The organism is Ruegeria sp. BHSC026 (assembly GCF_059613065.1).
Genome location: NZ_JBXWRV010000016.1, coordinates 45,720 through 59,666 on the forward strand (window position 1 = coordinate 45,720; position 13,947 = coordinate 59,666).

Annotated in this window: 16 protein-coding genes; 4 read left to right on the forward strand and 12 right to left on the reverse strand. The window is 63.9% G+C overall.

The annotated features are described in order from the left end of the window. Positions 1–28: 28 nt before the first annotated feature. The 6 genes from infB to pip all read right to left on the reverse strand — a co-directional run bounded on the left by infB (position 29) and on the right by pip (position 7,417). Positions 29–2,512, reverse strand: coding sequence for a translation initiation factor IF-2 (gene infB / locus AC2FME_RS15700; RefSeq protein WP_496794958.1), 2,484 nt, complete (start codon positions 2,510–2,512; stop codon positions 29–31). An 8-nt stretch (positions 2,513–2,520) separates the two neighbouring features. Next, positions 2,521–3,144, reverse strand: coding sequence for an RNA-binding protein (locus AC2FME_RS15705; RefSeq protein ID WP_496687538.1), 624 nt, complete (start codon positions 3,142–3,144; stop codon positions 2,521–2,523). A 22-nt stretch (positions 3,145–3,166) separates the two neighbouring features. Next, a complete protein-coding gene (gene nusA / locus AC2FME_RS15710) occupies positions 3,167–4,849 on the reverse strand; it encodes a transcription termination factor NusA (RefSeq protein ID WP_496800938.1) in 1,683 nt (560 codons plus the stop codon). Further along, the gene (gene rimP / locus AC2FME_RS15715) at positions 4,849–5,439 is read right to left on the reverse strand and encodes a ribosome maturation factor RimP (protein ID WP_149775996.1); all 591 of its coding nucleotides are present in this window, start codon (positions 5,437–5,439) and stop codon (positions 4,849–4,851) included. Before rimP ends, nusA begins: the two co-directional genes overlap by 1 nt. A 182-nt stretch (positions 5,440–5,621) precedes the next feature. Next, entirely contained in the window at positions 5,622–6,443 is an 822-nt protein-coding gene (locus AC2FME_RS15720) for an ABC transporter substrate-binding protein (protein ID WP_496794957.1), read from the reverse strand. Then, positions 6,440–7,417 (reverse strand): prolyl aminopeptidase, encoded by a 978-nt coding sequence (gene pip, locus AC2FME_RS15725; protein WP_496800939.1) that lies wholly within the window; start codon positions 7,415–7,417, stop codon positions 6,440–6,442. The genes AC2FME_RS15720 and pip overlap by 4 nt, the downstream gene beginning before the upstream one ends. A 48-nt stretch (positions 7,418–7,465) precedes the next feature. Between pip and ubiG the strand changes: the two genes are divergently transcribed. Continuing rightward, complete coding sequence (gene ubiG / locus AC2FME_RS15730; protein WP_093963628.1) at positions 7,466–8,212, forward strand: bifunctional 2-polyprenyl-6-hydroxyphenol methylase/3-demethylubiquinol 3-O-methyltransferase UbiG; 747 nt, start codon at positions 7,466–7,468, stop codon at positions 8,210–8,212. 3 nt (positions 8,213–8,215) lie between these two features. Here ubiG and AC2FME_RS15735 read toward each other — a convergent pair whose 3' ends face one another. From AC2FME_RS15735 to AC2FME_RS15750, 4 genes are read right to left on the reverse strand one after another with little or no spacing between them, the layout of a single operon-like run. After that, entirely contained in the window at positions 8,216–8,656 is a 441-nt protein-coding gene (locus AC2FME_RS15735; RefSeq protein ID WP_093963629.1) for a MarR family winged helix-turn-helix transcriptional regulator, read from the reverse strand. Between the two features lie 14 nt (positions 8,657–8,670). Further along, the gene (locus tag AC2FME_RS15740; RefSeq protein WP_496800940.1) at positions 8,671–9,501 is read right to left on the reverse strand and encodes a carbon-nitrogen hydrolase family protein; all 831 of its coding nucleotides are present in this window, start codon (positions 9,499–9,501) and stop codon (positions 8,671–8,673) included. After that, positions 9,501–9,758: a glutaredoxin 3 gene (gene grxC, locus AC2FME_RS15745; RefSeq protein WP_005979317.1), complete on the reverse strand. Its 258-nt coding sequence runs from the start codon at positions 9,756–9,758 to the stop codon at positions 9,501–9,503. Before grxC ends, AC2FME_RS15740 begins: the two co-directional genes overlap by 1 nt. Positions 9,759–9,795: 37 nt before the next feature. Beyond that, the gene (locus AC2FME_RS15750; RefSeq protein WP_496800941.1) at positions 9,796–10,560 is read right to left on the reverse strand and encodes a double zinc ribbon domain-containing protein; all 765 of its coding nucleotides are present in this window, start codon (positions 10,558–10,560) and stop codon (positions 9,796–9,798) included. Between AC2FME_RS15750 and AC2FME_RS15755 the strand changes: the two genes are divergently transcribed. Then, complete coding sequence (locus tag AC2FME_RS15755; protein ID WP_496741423.1) at positions 10,559–11,371, forward strand: methyltransferase domain-containing protein; 813 nt, start codon at positions 10,559–10,561, stop codon at positions 11,369–11,371. The two genes, AC2FME_RS15750 and AC2FME_RS15755, sit on opposite strands and share 2 nt — an antisense overlap. Positions 11,372–11,427: 56 nt before the next feature. Continuing rightward, on the forward strand, positions 11,428–12,477 hold the full coding sequence (gene hemH / locus AC2FME_RS15760; protein WP_496800942.1) for a ferrochelatase: 1,050 nt from the start codon (positions 11,428–11,430) through the stop codon (positions 12,475–12,477). Positions 12,478–12,551: 74 nt separating this feature from the next. On the opposite strand, the gene AC2FME_RS15765 is transcribed toward hemH, so the two are convergent. Further along, positions 12,552–12,734, reverse strand: coding sequence for a hypothetical protein (locus AC2FME_RS15765; RefSeq protein ID WP_005979327.1), 183 nt, complete (start codon positions 12,732–12,734; stop codon positions 12,552–12,554). A gap of 140 nt (positions 12,735–12,874) precedes the next feature. Next, positions 12,875–13,474, reverse strand: coding sequence for a L,D-transpeptidase (locus AC2FME_RS15770; protein WP_496680473.1), 600 nt, complete (start codon positions 13,472–13,474; stop codon positions 12,875–12,877). Between the two features lie 167 nt (positions 13,475–13,641). Between AC2FME_RS15770 and AC2FME_RS15775 the strand changes: the two genes are divergently transcribed. Beyond that, positions 13,642–13,947 (forward strand): CAP domain-containing protein (locus AC2FME_RS15775; protein WP_496800943.1); only part of this gene is annotated, 306 nt, incomplete at its 3' end.

Below are 13,947 nucleotides of genomic sequence, written 5' to 3' on the forward strand. Positions count from 1 at the left end.
ACCGCCGTTTCTTTCGATTTCGGCCGGATCAATCCAGCGTGCGGGTCACTTCCTCGCGCTCGAAGATCTCGATCACGTCGCCGGGGCGGATATCGTCGTAGTTCTCGAACGCCATACCGCATTCCTGCCCCGACTGCACCTCGGCCACTTCGTCCTTGAAGCGTTTCAGCGTCTTCAGCGTGCCTTCGTGGATCACCACGTTGTCGCGCAGCAGACGCACGCCGGCCGAACGGCGGGCAACACCCTCGGTGACCAGACAGCCGGCAACCTTGCCGACGCCGGTGACCTTGAACACTTCCTTGATCTCGGCATAACCGATGAACTTCTCTCGGATCTCGGCGCTCAGCAGGCCCGAGGCGGCGGCTTTGACGTCATCCACCAGGTCGTAGATCACCGAGTAGTAGCGGATTTCCACACCCTTCTGGTTGGCGGTGTTGCGCGCCGAGGCATTGGCCCGCACGTTGAAGCCAAAGACCGGAGCCCCCGACGCTTCGGCCAGGCCGATATCGGTTTCGGTGATGGCGCCGACGCCAGAGTGCAGCACGCGCACGCGCACCTCGTCGTTGCCGATCTTCTCCATCGCCTGCACGATCGCCTCGGCCGAGCCCTGCACGTCGGCCTTGACCAGAATGGGCAGCTCGGCCACGTTCTCGTCTTCCTTGGCCTTCTGCATCAGCTGTTCCAGCGTGGTCGCGGCACCGGCGGCGGCGCGCTTGTCCTTGGCGACCTGCGCACGGTACTCGGCGATCTCGCGGGCCTGCGCCTCGGTCTCGGTCACGTTCAGAACGTCACCGGCCTCGGGCGTACCGTTGAGACCCAGGACCTCGACCGGAACCGAAGGCCCGGCTTCCTGGACGCGCTCGCCTTTGTCGTTGATCAGTGCGCGGACCTTGCCGTACTGCTCGCCTACGACGAAGATGTCGCCTTGGCGCAGCGTGCCCTTCTGGACCAGCACAGTCGCAACCGGGCCACGGCCCACGTCCAGCTGCGCCTCGATCACGGCACCTTGTGCGGCGCGGTTCGGGTTGGCCTTCAGCTCGAGGATCTCGGCCTGCAGCGCGATGGCTTCCAACAGATCGTCCAGGCCCTGGCCCGTGATGGCCGAAACCTCGACATCCTGAACGTCGCCGGACATCTTCTCTACGATCACCTCGTGCTGCAGCAGGTCGGTGCGCACCTTGTCCGGGTTGGCTTCGGGCTTGTCGATCTTGTTGATCGCCACGATCATCGGAACACCGGCAGCCTTGGCGTGATTGATCGCCTCGACGGTCTGCGGCATCACCGCGTCATCGGCGGCAACCACCAGAACCACGATATCGGTCACCTGTGCCCCGCGCGAGCGCATCGAGGTAAAGGCCGCGTGGCCCGGCGTATCCAGGAAGGTCAGCGTGGTGCCGTCGTTGGTCTGCACCTGATAGGCACCGATATGCTGGGTGATTCCACCGGCCTCGCCCGACACGACCTTGGTGTTGCGGATCGCATCCAGCAGCGAGGTCTTGCCGTGGTCGACGTGACCCATGATGGTGATGACCGGCGGACGCGGCTGCAGGTCTTCTTCCTTGTCCTCGATATCGGCGATGACGTCTTCGACATCGGCGTCGGACACGCGCACGACCTTATGGCCGAATTCCTCGATGATCAGTTCGGCGGTGTCGGCGTCGATGCTCTGGTTCTGCGTGACCATCATGCCCATGTTCATCAGCGACTTGACGACGTCAGCCACACGTTCCGCCATGCGGTTGGCCAGTTCCGAGACCACGATCGTCTCGGGCAGCTGAACCTCGCGGATCACCTTTTCACGCTCGACCGATCCCCCCATGGCCTTCTGGCGCGCGCGCTCCTGCTTGCGCTTCATCGCGGCCATGGACCGCTGACGCCCACCTTCGCCGCCCGAAAGCGCCTGGTTCAGGGTCAGCTTGCCTGAACGGCGGCCATCGTCACGGCCTTTGCCACGGCTCTGGCGCTGTTCGCGCTCGCGGTCGGTCTTGCGCGGCGATTCGGCAGGCGCCTTGCCCGCCGGCGCGGCCTTGGCCTTGGGCGCCTCTTTCGCTGCGGCGGCCTCGGCGGCCGCACGCTGAGCGGCCGTCTCGGCCTCCTTGCGCTGGCGCTCTTCTTCTTCCGCCTTCTGGCGCGCCTTTTCTTCGGCCTCGCGCTGTTCGCGCTCTTTAGCCTCCTGTTCGGCGCGACGGCGCTCGCGCTCTTCGGCGCGCGCCTTTTCTTCGGCCTCACGCTTGGCGGCCTCTTCGGCCTCGCGTGCCTTTGCGGCCTGCAACGCCTTCAGGCGCCGCGCCATTTCGGCGTCGGAAATCCCGGCCGGCCGACGCGAAGGATCACCCGCCGGCGCAGCGCCGCCGCTGGGTTTGGTCGCTCCCGGCTTGGGAACCACCACGCGTTTGCGTTTGGTTTCCACCACGACATTCTTGGTCCGTCCGTGGCTGAAACTCTGTTTCACGTTCCCGGGGCGTGCCCCGCCACGCAGACCCAATGTCTTTTTGCCGTCACTATCGCTCATAAAGCTTCTTACCCTTCCGCGCGGCCCTTGCCGCCGTCATCCGTTTCGCGCAAGCCACGCAGGCGCTGCGCTTCCTCTACAACACGTTTGGCGAGTCCGCCAGAGGCGAGCGCCGCATGAATCACCGTTTGGCGCCCAAATGCCTGTCCAAGCTCGTCCGCGGTCAGCCAGCCGATGTATTTGCCGAAATGCGGCGTGCTCAGCTTGGACTTGCCGCGCCCCGACCCGTCAACCGCCTGGATCAGCACCCAGGCCTGTTCCCGGTCAAGCCAGGTCTTGACCTTTTCATAGCCCGCGACCGCGTCACCCGACTTGCGCGCCAGACTGATCAGTTCGACCACCCGGCGCGACAATTGTCGTTCGACCTCGTCCACCAGGTTCTGCGGCACGGTGACCTGCGCCTTGAACCCGCGCGCGAACAGCTTCTTGCCGACAGCCGTATCCAGCGCCTTGCGATCTGCCGAGACATAGACCCCACGCCCCGGCAGTTTCGCCGCGACGTCCGGAAACACCTGACCGTCCGGGCCGGTTACAAAGCGGATCAGGCCGAATTTCGGCTGCACCTCGCCCGTGGCGATGCATTTCCGCTCTGGCCCGTCGGACCGATCTTTATGGACGCCACCGCGACTCATTCACGTCATCCGAGGCCCGAGATCAGGCCTCGGCCTCCTCCTCCACCGTTTCGCCCTCAGCGTCTTCCTCGGGCTGCTCCAGCTCGGCGGGATCGACCCAGCCCAGCATGACCCGCGCGGTCATGACCAGATCCTGCGCCTCTTCCAGCGACACGCCGAAGGGTTCCAAGATACCGTCATCTTTGACCCGCTGGCCCTCAACCGTGGTCCAGCCGCCGGCCAGTTCCCAATCGGCGCAGGTGGCGAAGTCCTCGAGCGTTTTCACGCCGTCCTTGGCCAGTGCCTCAACCATCTGGGGTGTCAGGCCTTCGAATTCAATGAGGCTGTCCTCGGCGCCCAGCGCGCGGGCGTTGTCCAGCGCCGCCTTGGCCTGGGCCTCGATAACGTCGCGGGCGCGTGCCTGCAGCTCATGCGCGGTGCCTTCATCGACGCCGTCGATCACCAGCAGCTCGTCCAGTTCGACATAGGCGACCTCTTCGAGGTTGGTGAAGCCTTCCGAAACCAGAAGTTGGGCAAAGAATTCGTCCAGGTCGAGGCTGTCCATGAACAGCTTGGTCCGCGTCTCGAACTCCTTCTGGCGGCGGGCCGATTCCTCGGCCTCGGTCATGATGTCGATGTCCAGACCGGTCAGCTGGCTGGCCAGTCGCACGTTCTGACCACGCCGGCCGATCGCCAGAGACAGCTGTTCCTCAGGTACGACGACCTCGATCTTGCCGGCTTCCTCGTCCAGAACCACCTTGGAAACCTCGGCCGGCTGCAGCGCGTTCACCAGGAAGGTCGGCTGATCCTCGTTCCACGGAATGATGTCGATCTTTTCGCCCTGCAGCTCGTTCACGACGGCCTGCACGCGGCTGCCGCGCATACCGACGCAGGCACCGACAGGGTCGATGGAATTGTCATACGAGATCACGGCGATCTTGGCGCGCGATCCGGGGTCGCGGGCCACGGCCTTGATCTCGATGATGCCGTCATAGATTTCCGGCACTTCCATCTTGAACAGCTCGGCCATGAACTCGGGCGCGGTGCGCGACAGGAAGATCTGGTGACCGCGCGGTTCGCGACGGACCTCCTTGATGTAGGCGCGCACCCGGTCATTGGGGCGATAGCTTTCGCGACCGATCTTGTCGTTGCGGCGCAGAACCGCCTCGGCCCCGCCCAGATCGACGATCACGTTGCCGAATTCCTCGCGCTTGACGGCGCCGTTGATGATGGTGCCGACACGATCCTTGAAGTCTTCGTACTGGCGGTCGCGCTCGGCCTCACGGACCTTCTGCAGGATGACCTGTTTGGCCGACTGCGCGGCGATCCGGCCCATTTCCACGGGCGGAACCTCTTCCTGGAACACGTCGCCCACCTGCGGACCGGTCGAGAAATCCTCGATCGGCTGTCCGTCGCGCAGCCAGACCGCGCGGCCATCCTTGCTGGGCTCGAAATAGGCGCGCGCCTGATCGACGGTCATCTCGGCCTGATAATTCTCAAGCTCTTCCTCATCGACCACGGTGCGGACGCGGGTAAAAGTCGCCTTGCCGGTCTTGCGGTCGATCGACACGCGGATGTCCATCTCGGCACCGTATCGGCTCTTGGCGGCGCGGGCGAGCGATTCCTCCATCGCTTCGACGACCAGACCGGGGTCGATCATCTTTTCGCGGGCCACGGCCTCGGCGGTCTGCAACAGCTCAAGCTGGTTTGCTGAGGTGATTGCCATCAGTTCGTCTCCTCTTCGGACCCTTCGGTCTCAATCTCGTCGAAAGCGTTTTCGTTCAGGGCGCCGGCATCCTTGCGCTGGCGCAGCATTTCCTTGATCAGGTCATCGGTCAGAACCAGCTTGGCATCGCTCAGCCAGTCGAATTGAAGACCGATGGTGACGGTCTCTTCGCCGTTGGGGATGTTGATCAGAACCTCATCCCCCTCGACGCCGGCCAGTTCCCCCTTGAAGCGGCGGCGACCGTCGATCAGTTCGGTGGTTTCCAGCTTGGCCTCGTAGCCCTCGAACGTCTCGAAATCCTTCAGCCGCGTCAGCGGGCGGTCGATGCCGGGGCTGGACACCTCGAGCGTGTAGGCGTCAAGGATCGGGTCCTCGACATCCAGCGTGGCGCTGACCGCGTTCGAGATCTCGGCGCAATCATCCACCTCGATGCCGCCATCGGGCTTGTCGGCCATGATCTGCAGCGTGGTCTGCTTGCCGCTCATCAGGCGGATGCGGACCAACTCATACCCCAGATCCTCGATCACCGGAGTGATAATCTCGGCCAATCGTCGGTCGATCGCCGCCTTGGCTATCAGGTCGTTTGTCATATGGTGCTCTACCCTTCGATCGGGCACAAAAAAACGGGCGCGCGGCCCGTCGAATTTTCCGGTGGAGCCTCGGACCAGAAGTCCGACACGCCGCTGTTGCAACTGCATATACGCAGGACGACCCGAGTCTGCAACCCCTGCCGTCAACCAACCGACAATCGGCCTCGGTTTTCAGGCCGGGTTCAGGCTATCCACCAGCGTTCCGCGATTCGCCCATCGTCCAGTGGCGCGCCCCGCCCGATCCGGCGCGGCAGGCCTACGGTGCCGGAGATCGCCAGCGACATCTCCGATTCGCTGGGGAAGAACCGCACATCACCCAAACCACGCAGCCCTTGCGCCGCCGGCAGCACCGACACGTCCACATAACGGTCGCGCAGCGCCTCGGCGCGCACGGCCGGGTCGGGGATCACGATGATGTCGACCGCCTCCAGCCAGCCGGCATGACCATCCTTGTAGTGGCCATCTACCCGGCGCCCGCGGAAATGGCGCCCGTCTTCGGCGCGTTCGACCCGGTAACACCCGGTGCCGTTCGCCTGCTGCAGCGGCGAAACGCTCTGCCCGTCGCGGGTGATGACAAACCGGGTATCGGCCAGCAGGAAAGGCAGGCCGGGGTTGGCCTCGGCCAGTTCGATCTGGATGCGGTCCGGCGCCAGGGCTTCGGTGCGCCCGACCTCGGACAGGACCGCCAGAACATCCTCGGCCGTCAGTGCCGCACCGTCGTGAAACACCGCATCCGCACGCAGGTCGAACGTCCAGACCCGGGCCTCGGAATCGGTCTGCCAAGCGGTTGCCAACTCGCCGCGCAGAGTGCCGTCCGGCGCGATCTCGGTCAGGGTGTCGAACACCGCACCCCGGGCCAGCCGGTCCAGGCTGTCGTCACGCGGCACGGCGATGCGCAGCACGCCGCCCAATTTCGGCGTATCCGCCAGCGAGGCCCCCGTCGCGGCCAGCAGGGCTGCGGCGGCACCCGAAGTGAACAGAGCACGGCGGTCGATGCGGGTCATGCCACCTCCTGCGCGGCTCGGTCCATGATGCGCACCAGTTCGGCGCTGATCCCGGGTTCCGACAGGGCGTGACCAGCCTGCCGCACCATCTTCAGCTCTGCCTCGGGCCATTTCTCGGCCAGGCCCCAGGCCGCCTGCGGGGGGCAGATCATATCGTAACGGCCCTGCACGATATGGCCGGGAATATGCGCGATCCGGTCCATCTGATCCAAAATCTGACCGTCATATTCCAGAAACGCCTTGTTGATGAAATAGTGATTCTCGAGCCGCGCGAATGTGCGGGCATATTCGCCGGGGCTTTCACCGACGGCCCCGTTCGTGTGGATCGAGGCCAGCGCGTTTTCCCAATGCGACCAGGCGCGGGCGTACAGTATCTCGGTCGCCCGATCGCCCGAAAACAGCCGCTTGTTGTAGGCGCCGATGGTGTCGGACAGCTCCGAGTCGCGCAGCAGCGAGGTGAAGCACGCCCATTGTTCGGGCCAGAACTTGCCGGCTCCGCCGCCATAGAACCAGTCGAGCTCCGCCTGCGTGGCCAGAAACACGCCGCGCAGAACCAGGCGGGTCACCCGGTCGGGATGGGTCTGGGCATAGATCAGCGCCAGCGTGGCGCCCCAGCTGCCGCCGAATACGATCCAGTCGTCGATCTCGAACAGTTTCCGCAGACGCTCGATATCGGCCACCAGGTGCCAGGTTGTGTTGTTCTCGACCGAGGCCGTGGGCCGCGACCGGCCGCAGCCGCGCTGGTCGAACAGAATCACCCGGTAGACCTCGGGGTCGAAATAGCGCCGCATGGCCGGGCTGCAGCCGCCGCCGGGGCCCCCATGCAGAACCACCACGGGAATCCCGTCGGGATTGCCGCATTGTTCCACATAGATGCGGTGCCCGTCGCCCATATCCACCATGCGCTGGTCGAACGGATCGACCGGCGGGTAAAGATATTGCACTGCGCGCTTTTGGTCCGGGTACTTGTCCATTATGGCCCTATATAGTCCTACAGCGTAAAAGAGCACACGGAGACAGGAATGCAAGCGCATCCGAACACGGTTGACCCGTCCGAGATCGCAAAATTCGAGGCCATGGCCGCCGAATGGTGGGACCCGCACGGGAAATTCAAACCTCTGCACATGCTGAATCCGTGCCGCCTGGACTATATCACACAGCAGATCGCGGGCGAATTCGACCGGGACCTGACGGCAGCGAAACCGTTCGAGGGCCTGCGCTTGCTGGATATCGGCTGCGGCGGCGGGCTGCTGAGCGAGCCGATGGCGCGGCTGGGCGCCGATGTCGTAGGCGCCGACGCGGCCGAGCGCAACCTGCCCGTGGCCCGAATCCATGCCGAACAATCCGGCCTGCAGATCGACTATCGCCACACCACCGCCGAGGCATTGGCCGACGCGGGCGAACAGTTCGACGTGGTCCTGAACATGGAGGTGGTCGAGCATGTGGCCGATCCGCTGGCCTATCTGACCGCCACGCAACAGCTGCTGAAACCCGGCGGGCTGGAAATCTGTTCCACCATCAACCGCAACCCGAAATCCTATGCGATGGCGATTTTCGGGGCCGAGGTCGTCATGCGCTGGCTGCCGCGCGGCACGCATGAATGGTCCAAGTTCATCACCCCGGACGAGCTGTTCGATCTGCTGCGCCAGGCTGGTCTGGACCCGGTGGACCGCAAGGGGTTCGTGTTCAACCCGATCACCTGGAGCTGGTCGATCTCGGACCGGGATCTGAGCGTGAACTACGTCACCGCCAGCGTGAAGCCGGGCTGAGGCCTATTCCTCTTCCAGTTTCATGCGCAGGTCGCGCAGAACCGGCAGGGTCGCGCGCACACGCTCAAGGCCTAGTTCGCCCACGACCCGGTTGATCAGAGGTGCGATGGCCGAGATCGCCTGATCGCGCGCCCGTCGGCCTGCGGGGCTGATCGCCACCATCTTGCGGCGGGCATCGTCCCAATCGGGGCGGATGTGGATGTATCCGGCCCATTCCAGTTTGGCCAAGGTGTTGGTCATCGCCCCACGGGTCACATGGAATGTGCGGGCCAGTTGGGCAGGCGTCCGCTCGCCCCCCACGAACACCAGGTGGTTCAGCACCGAGAAATGCGAGATTTCCATTCCCTTGGGCAGAACCCGGCTCAGCCGGTTCCGCAGCAATTGGTCCGCAGTCAGGATCTCGCTGAACAGCGCGACCGCCAGGGCGTTGGTTTCGTCAGTCATTACCCGGCTCTGGATCAGGGCCCGTCGAACGGGCGAACATTTGTCAGGGACGGCACGCGCCGCCGTGCCTCTGTAACAGACCTATCATCCAGATCAAAAAAGTGAATGCCGGTCTGAGTGCCTGCGTCGATCAGCACCTCGCCCCAGGGCGATACGACCATGCTGTGCCCGTGGGTATGGCGCGTTTTGCCCCGGGTTTTGGGGTGCTCCCCGGTCTGCGCGGGGGCAATGACCCAACAGCCGGTCTCGATAGCGCGGGCGCGCAGCAGCGGTTCCCAATGGGCCGCGCCGGTCACCGGAGAGAACGCCGCCGGAACCGTCAGGATCGTGGCCCCGCCCTGTGCCAGCGCGGCGTGCAGATGCGGGAACCGGATGTCATAGCAGATGGTCATGCCGACCTTGCCGAAGGCGGTCTCGGCGATCACCGCCCGCGACCCGGGGCGATAGCTGGCCGATTCGCGAAAGGTCTCAGTCTCGGTGACCTGCACGTCGAACATGTGGATCTTGTCATAGCGCGCCACGATCCCGCCCTGCGGGTCGATCATGAAGGACCGGTTGGCGAACCGCCCGTCGGCGTCATGTGTCTTCAGCCCCAGCGATCCGATCAGCAGCCATACGCCCAATTCCGCCGCCTGTTCGCGCAGGCCCGCCAGGGTGATGTCGTCTTCTTCGTGCTGCAGCACCTCGCGCTGGCGCGTTGCGCTGGTCGAGACGCAGTTGGTGACCTCGGGCGTCAGGATGAACCGCGCGCCCCGGTCCGCGGCCTCGGCCATCATGGCACGCACCATGTCCAGGTTCGCGGCCGGGTCGTCCGACGAGGTGATCTGCAGCAGGGCGGTTTTCATCAGGCGGCCAACAGCGGGTCCAGCTTGCCGGCCTGTTCGAGTTCGTACAGGTCGTCGCAGCCACCGACATGGGTGTCACCAATGAAGATCTGCGGCACCGTGCGCCGTCCGCCCGCCCGCTGGATCATCTCGGGCTTGCGTTTGGGGTTCATCAGAACGTCGATCTCCTCATAGGCGACGCCTTTCTGATTCAACAGCCGTTTGGCCGCGTGGCAAAAGCCGCACAGCGGCGATGTATAGATGACAACCGGTTTCATGGTCCGTTCCCTTGGATTTCGCGCAATCTAGGGGGAATTAGGCATCCTTGGCAACGCGCGCCAGTACCAACACGGAAATATCATCCGCCCCGGCCACCCGGCAGGCGCGGGCGCAGGCCGCCAAGGTCGCGCCCGATGTCATCACGTCATCGACCAGCAGCACGTGGCGCCCCTTCAGGCGGTCCGCCCGCCTCGGATGCACGGTGATCGCATCGCGCAGCGTTTCGGCCCGCTCGGCGGCCGTTTTCCCTTCCAGCGCAGGGGTGCGCCGGCTGCGTAACAGCAGGTCAGGGCAAACCGGCAGCCCGACCACCTTGCCCAGATGCTGCGCCAGCAGCGCGGACTGATTGTACCGACGCTTCAACAGGCGCGACCAGTGCAGCGGCACCGGCGCAATCAGCATGTCCGACCGAAGCAGAGAGCGCCCGGCTTGTGCCATCCATTGCGCCGCGGGTCTGGCGAGTTCCGTCCGGTCGCCATGTTTCAGTGCCAAAACCAGCGCCCGCGCCTTGCTAGCGTAAAGCAGCGCGGCGCCCCCCTCGGACCAGGGCGGCGGCTGGCGCATGCAGTGATCACACTCGACCCGGAGGCCTTCGTCCTCGCCCGGCAACGGGACGCCGCAGCTGGCACAAACCATCCCCCCGATGAAGGGCGTCTCGCGCCAGCATGGCCCACACAGCCCGAAATCCGACCCGGTCATCTCGCCGCAACCGATGCAGCGCGGTGGGTACACGACCTCGATCGCGGTTTGAATCCGCTGCCATATGCGATAATTGCGCCCTATGGACCCATCCGCAGCCATGACACCCTCATTGTTTGACCGATCCGCCCTGGCCGCGCATCGCGCCAGAGCCCGGGACGACGCCCTGTTCCTGCACCGCGCCGCCGTCGACGAGGTGCAGGATCGCCTTGCCGTGGTTAATAAAACCTTTACGGCGCCCGCGATCGTAACCCCTTTTGCCCAGGCATGGGCAGGCGTTCTGAACGGCACGCGAATCGTGCCTGATGACGAGGTGCTGGACCTGTCCTCGGGCGCGCATGATCTGGTGATCCACGCCATGGCTTTGCATTGGGCCAATGACCCGGTTGGACAGCTGATCCAATGCGCCCGCGCCCTGAAACCGGACGGGCTGTTGCTGGTGGTCTGTCTGGGCGGCGAGACGCTGCACGAATTGCGGGCAGCGCTGGGTCAGGCCGAGATTGAGGTGACCGGCGGGCTCAGCCCCCGTGTCGCGCCGATGGCAGAACTGCGCGACCTTGGTGCCCTGCTGCAACGCGCCGGGCTGGCCCTGCCCGTGGCCGACCGGGTGCCGCTGACGGCGACCTACCGCGACCTGTGGCACTTGATGGCCGACCTGCGCGCCATGGGTGAGGCCAACGCGATGACCGAACGGTTGAAATACCCCACGCGCCGGACCGTGTTTCAACGCGCACAGCAGATCTATGCCGAAAGCTTCACCGCCCCCGACGGGCGCCTGACGGCAACTTTCGAGCTGGTCTGCCTAACCGGCTGGGCACCGGATGCCAGCCAGCCCAAGCCGCTGCGGCCCGGTTCGGCCCAGGTCAGCCTCGCCCAAGCCTTAGGCACGAAAGAAGGCAAACTGTCCGATTGACCCCGCGGTCGATCCGATTAATTCAGGCACTTACGGAAAAACTCAGGAAAGCCACCATGTTCGATGCCATCCGCCCCGCGCACGCGCCCGCAGATCACCCCAAGATCAAGATGGGCCGTGTCGGCATCCTGCTGGCCAATCTCGGCACGCCGGACGATTACAGCTATTGGCCGATGCGCCGCTATCTGAACGAGTTCCTGTCCGACCGTCGGGTGATCGACTATCCGGCCTGGAAATGGCAGCCGATTCTGCAGGCGATCATCCTGACCAAACGTCCTTTCAGCTCGGGCGCGGCGTACAAATCGATCTGGAACCACGACAAGGGCGAAAGCCCGCTGATGACCATCACCAAGGACCAGACCGCCAAGCTGCGCGCGGCGATGCAGGACCGCTATGGTGACAAGGTCATGGTGGATTTCTGCATGCGCTACGGAAACCCCTCGACCAAGTCTAAGGTCCGCCAGATGGTGGCCGAGGGCTGCGACCGCATCCTGTTCTTCCCGCTTTATCCGCAATATGCGGGCGCCACGACCGCCACCGCGAACGACCAGTTCTTTCGCGCGCTGATGGAGGAGGCCTGGCAGCCCGCCAGCCGCACGGTGCCGGCCTATTTCGACGAGCCGGCCTATATCGACGCCCTGGCGCAGTCGGTCGAGCGCGCCTATGCGGCCATGGAGAACAAGCCGGACGTTCTGGTGTGTTCCTATCACGGCATGCCGGAACGCTATCTGATGCAGGGTGATCCGTACCACTGCCAGTGCGCCAAGACGTCACGCCTGCTGAAAGAGCGGCTGGGCTGGGCGGATGACCAGCTGGTGACCACTTTCCAATCGCGATTCGGCCCCGAGGAATGGCTGAAGCCCTACACCGTCGACCACGTCGCGGAACTGGCTCGGCAGGGCAAAAAGAATATCGCCGTCATCGCCCCGGCATTTTCGTCGGACTGCATTGAAACGCTGGAAGAGATCAACGAAGAGATCCGCGAAAGCTTTGAGCACGCCGGCGGCGAAAGCTTTACCTACATTCCCTGCCTCAACGACGAGGACGCGCATATCGCGGCCTTGGGCAAGGTTGTCGAGGACAACCTCAAAGGCTGGCTGGACTGAACCGGCCCGAAAACAAGCACGAAAAAAGGCGGTGGAAATCCACCGCCTTTCTTTTTTGTCGTAGTCCGTTGGGCTTAGCCTGCGGCAACAGCTGCTGCGACGACGACCAGCAGGATCAGCGGCAGGATGATGCCCTGCGACGAGCCCTGGGTTTCTTCGACAACAACCGGTGCTTCCACAACCGGCTCTTCCAGATTGCCGGCATATGCGGTCGAAGCGGCAGCGGTCAGAGCAGCAGCGAGAACGAGTTTCTTCATGTTAACCTCCAAAGTTTGCGTGGCCCCGGGATACTGGAGCCCCGCACCTATGACTTACCTCGTGGTTTTTTCTAAGCAGCAAAGCGTCGAGAATGCAATTGCAACTTGTGCCACCGGCGGCTTGGCGCGCGAAAATGTCGTCAAATTAGCAACACTTGCGTGCCGACCTTGGTCAAAGCGTACAATTCGGCGATATGTTCGTTGAACAGGCCGATGCACCCGTTCGACGACCGACGCCCGATCTTGCGCGTGTCGTGGGTGCCGTGGATGCGGTAATATTTCCAGCTCAGATACAAAGCATGCGTTCCCAGCGGGTTGTCGGGTCCCGGCGGGATATAGTCGGGCCATTCCGGGTTTCTCTTCTTCATCGAAGGCGTCGGCGACCAACTGGGCCCCACAACCTTGCGGATGACGCTGGTACGGCCACGGCGGGTCAGTTCCTCGGTCAGCGGAACGGAGGACGGGTACAGCTTGTACACCGTCTGATCCTCGGACCAGTAGTGCAACGCGCGCGAAACCGTATCGACCAGAATCGCCCCGTTTCGGATGTTCGAGAAATAGGGCTGCCACTCCATGGCGCGAAACCCGGAAACATTGCGCCGGACCGGCGGTTCGGGTTCGGGCGCGGGGCGCAGTGGATCGCCGGGGATGAACTGCGCGATCGCCGGGCTGGCCAACAGGGACGTGCCCCCGGCCAGGAACCCGCGGCGCGAAGTCAGGTGAATGTTTTTCTTGGCCATGCCAAAAGGTCCTTTGATAATCAGTATTGAAATTCGCAGGCAGTTTATTGCCAGAATGCTTCAGTCGCAAATCAAACCGGCAGAAATACGCGAACATCGGCAATTGGGCCTTTGCGCAATGCGCGCGCGCAGGCTATCCCTTTTCGGAACAACGAACTGGGCCTATGATGACGCGTATCTTTTCCTTGCTGCTGATCTGCCTTGTCGCGCTTGCGGCATGTACTGAAACTTCGGGCACTTCGTCGCTAGGGGCGGACGGACGACCGCTGCCCAAGGCCTACAAGATCCGCGGCAACCCCGAGAAGCTGCAGTTCCGCATGCTTGATTCCGTCAACGCGCTGCGCCAGGCCTCTGGCCTGCAGCCCGTTCAACTGAATGCTCAGCTGAACGCGGCCGCCGCAACCCACGCCAAGGACATGGCGCGCCAGAATCGCCCTTGGCACTTTGGGTCCGACGGGTCCTCGCCGCTGGAC

Excerpts from the sequence above, each read along its gene's own strand:
- infB (WP_496794958.1), bottom strand. The coding sequence starts at position 2,512 with ATGAGCGATAGTGACGGCAAAAAGACATTGGGTCTGCGTGGCGGGGCA.
- AC2FME_RS15705 (WP_496687538.1), bottom strand. The coding sequence starts at position 3,144 with ATGAGTCGCGGTGGCGTCCATAAAGATCGGTCCGACGGGCCAGAGCGG.
- nusA (WP_496800938.1), bottom strand. The coding sequence starts at position 4,849 with ATGGCAATCACCTCAGCAAACCAGCTTGAGCTGTTGCAGACCGCCGAG.
- rimP (WP_149775996.1), bottom strand. The coding sequence starts at position 5,439 with ATGACAAACGACCTGATAGCCAAGGCGGCGATCGACCGACGATTGGCC.
- AC2FME_RS15720 (WP_496794957.1), bottom strand. The coding sequence starts at position 6,443 with ATGACCCGCATCGACCGCCGTGCTCTGTTCACTTCGGGTGCCGCCGCA.
- pip (WP_496800939.1), bottom strand. The coding sequence starts at position 7,417 with ATGGACAAGTACCCGGACCAAAAGCGCGCAGTGCAATATCTTTACCCG.
- ubiG (WP_093963628.1), top strand. The coding sequence starts at position 7,466 with ATGCAAGCGCATCCGAACACGGTTGACCCGTCCGAGATCGCAAAATTC.
- AC2FME_RS15735 (WP_093963629.1), bottom strand. The coding sequence starts at position 8,656 with ATGACTGACGAAACCAACGCCCTGGCGGTCGCGCTGTTCAGCGAGATC.
- AC2FME_RS15740 (WP_496800940.1), bottom strand. The coding sequence starts at position 9,501 with ATGAAAACCGCCCTGCTGCAGATCACCTCGTCGGACGACCCGGCCGCG.
- grxC (WP_005979317.1), bottom strand. The coding sequence starts at position 9,758 with ATGAAACCGGTTGTCATCTATACATCGCCGCTGTGCGGCTTTTGCCAC.
- AC2FME_RS15755 (WP_496741423.1), top strand. The coding sequence starts at position 10,559 with ATGACACCCTCATTGTTTGACCGATCCGCCCTGGCCGCGCATCGCGCC.
- AC2FME_RS15750 (WP_496800941.1), bottom strand. The coding sequence starts at position 10,560 with ATGGCTGCGGATGGGTCCATAGGGCGCAATTATCGCATATGGCAGCGG.
- hemH (WP_496800942.1), top strand. The coding sequence starts at position 11,428 with ATGTTCGATGCCATCCGCCCCGCGCACGCGCCCGCAGATCACCCCAAG.
- AC2FME_RS15765 (WP_005979327.1), bottom strand. The coding sequence starts at position 12,734 with ATGAAGAAACTCGTTCTCGCTGCTGCTCTGACCGCTGCCGCTTCGACC.
- AC2FME_RS15770 (WP_496680473.1), bottom strand. The coding sequence starts at position 13,474 with ATGGCCAAGAAAAACATTCACCTGACTTCGCGCCGCGGGTTCCTGGCC.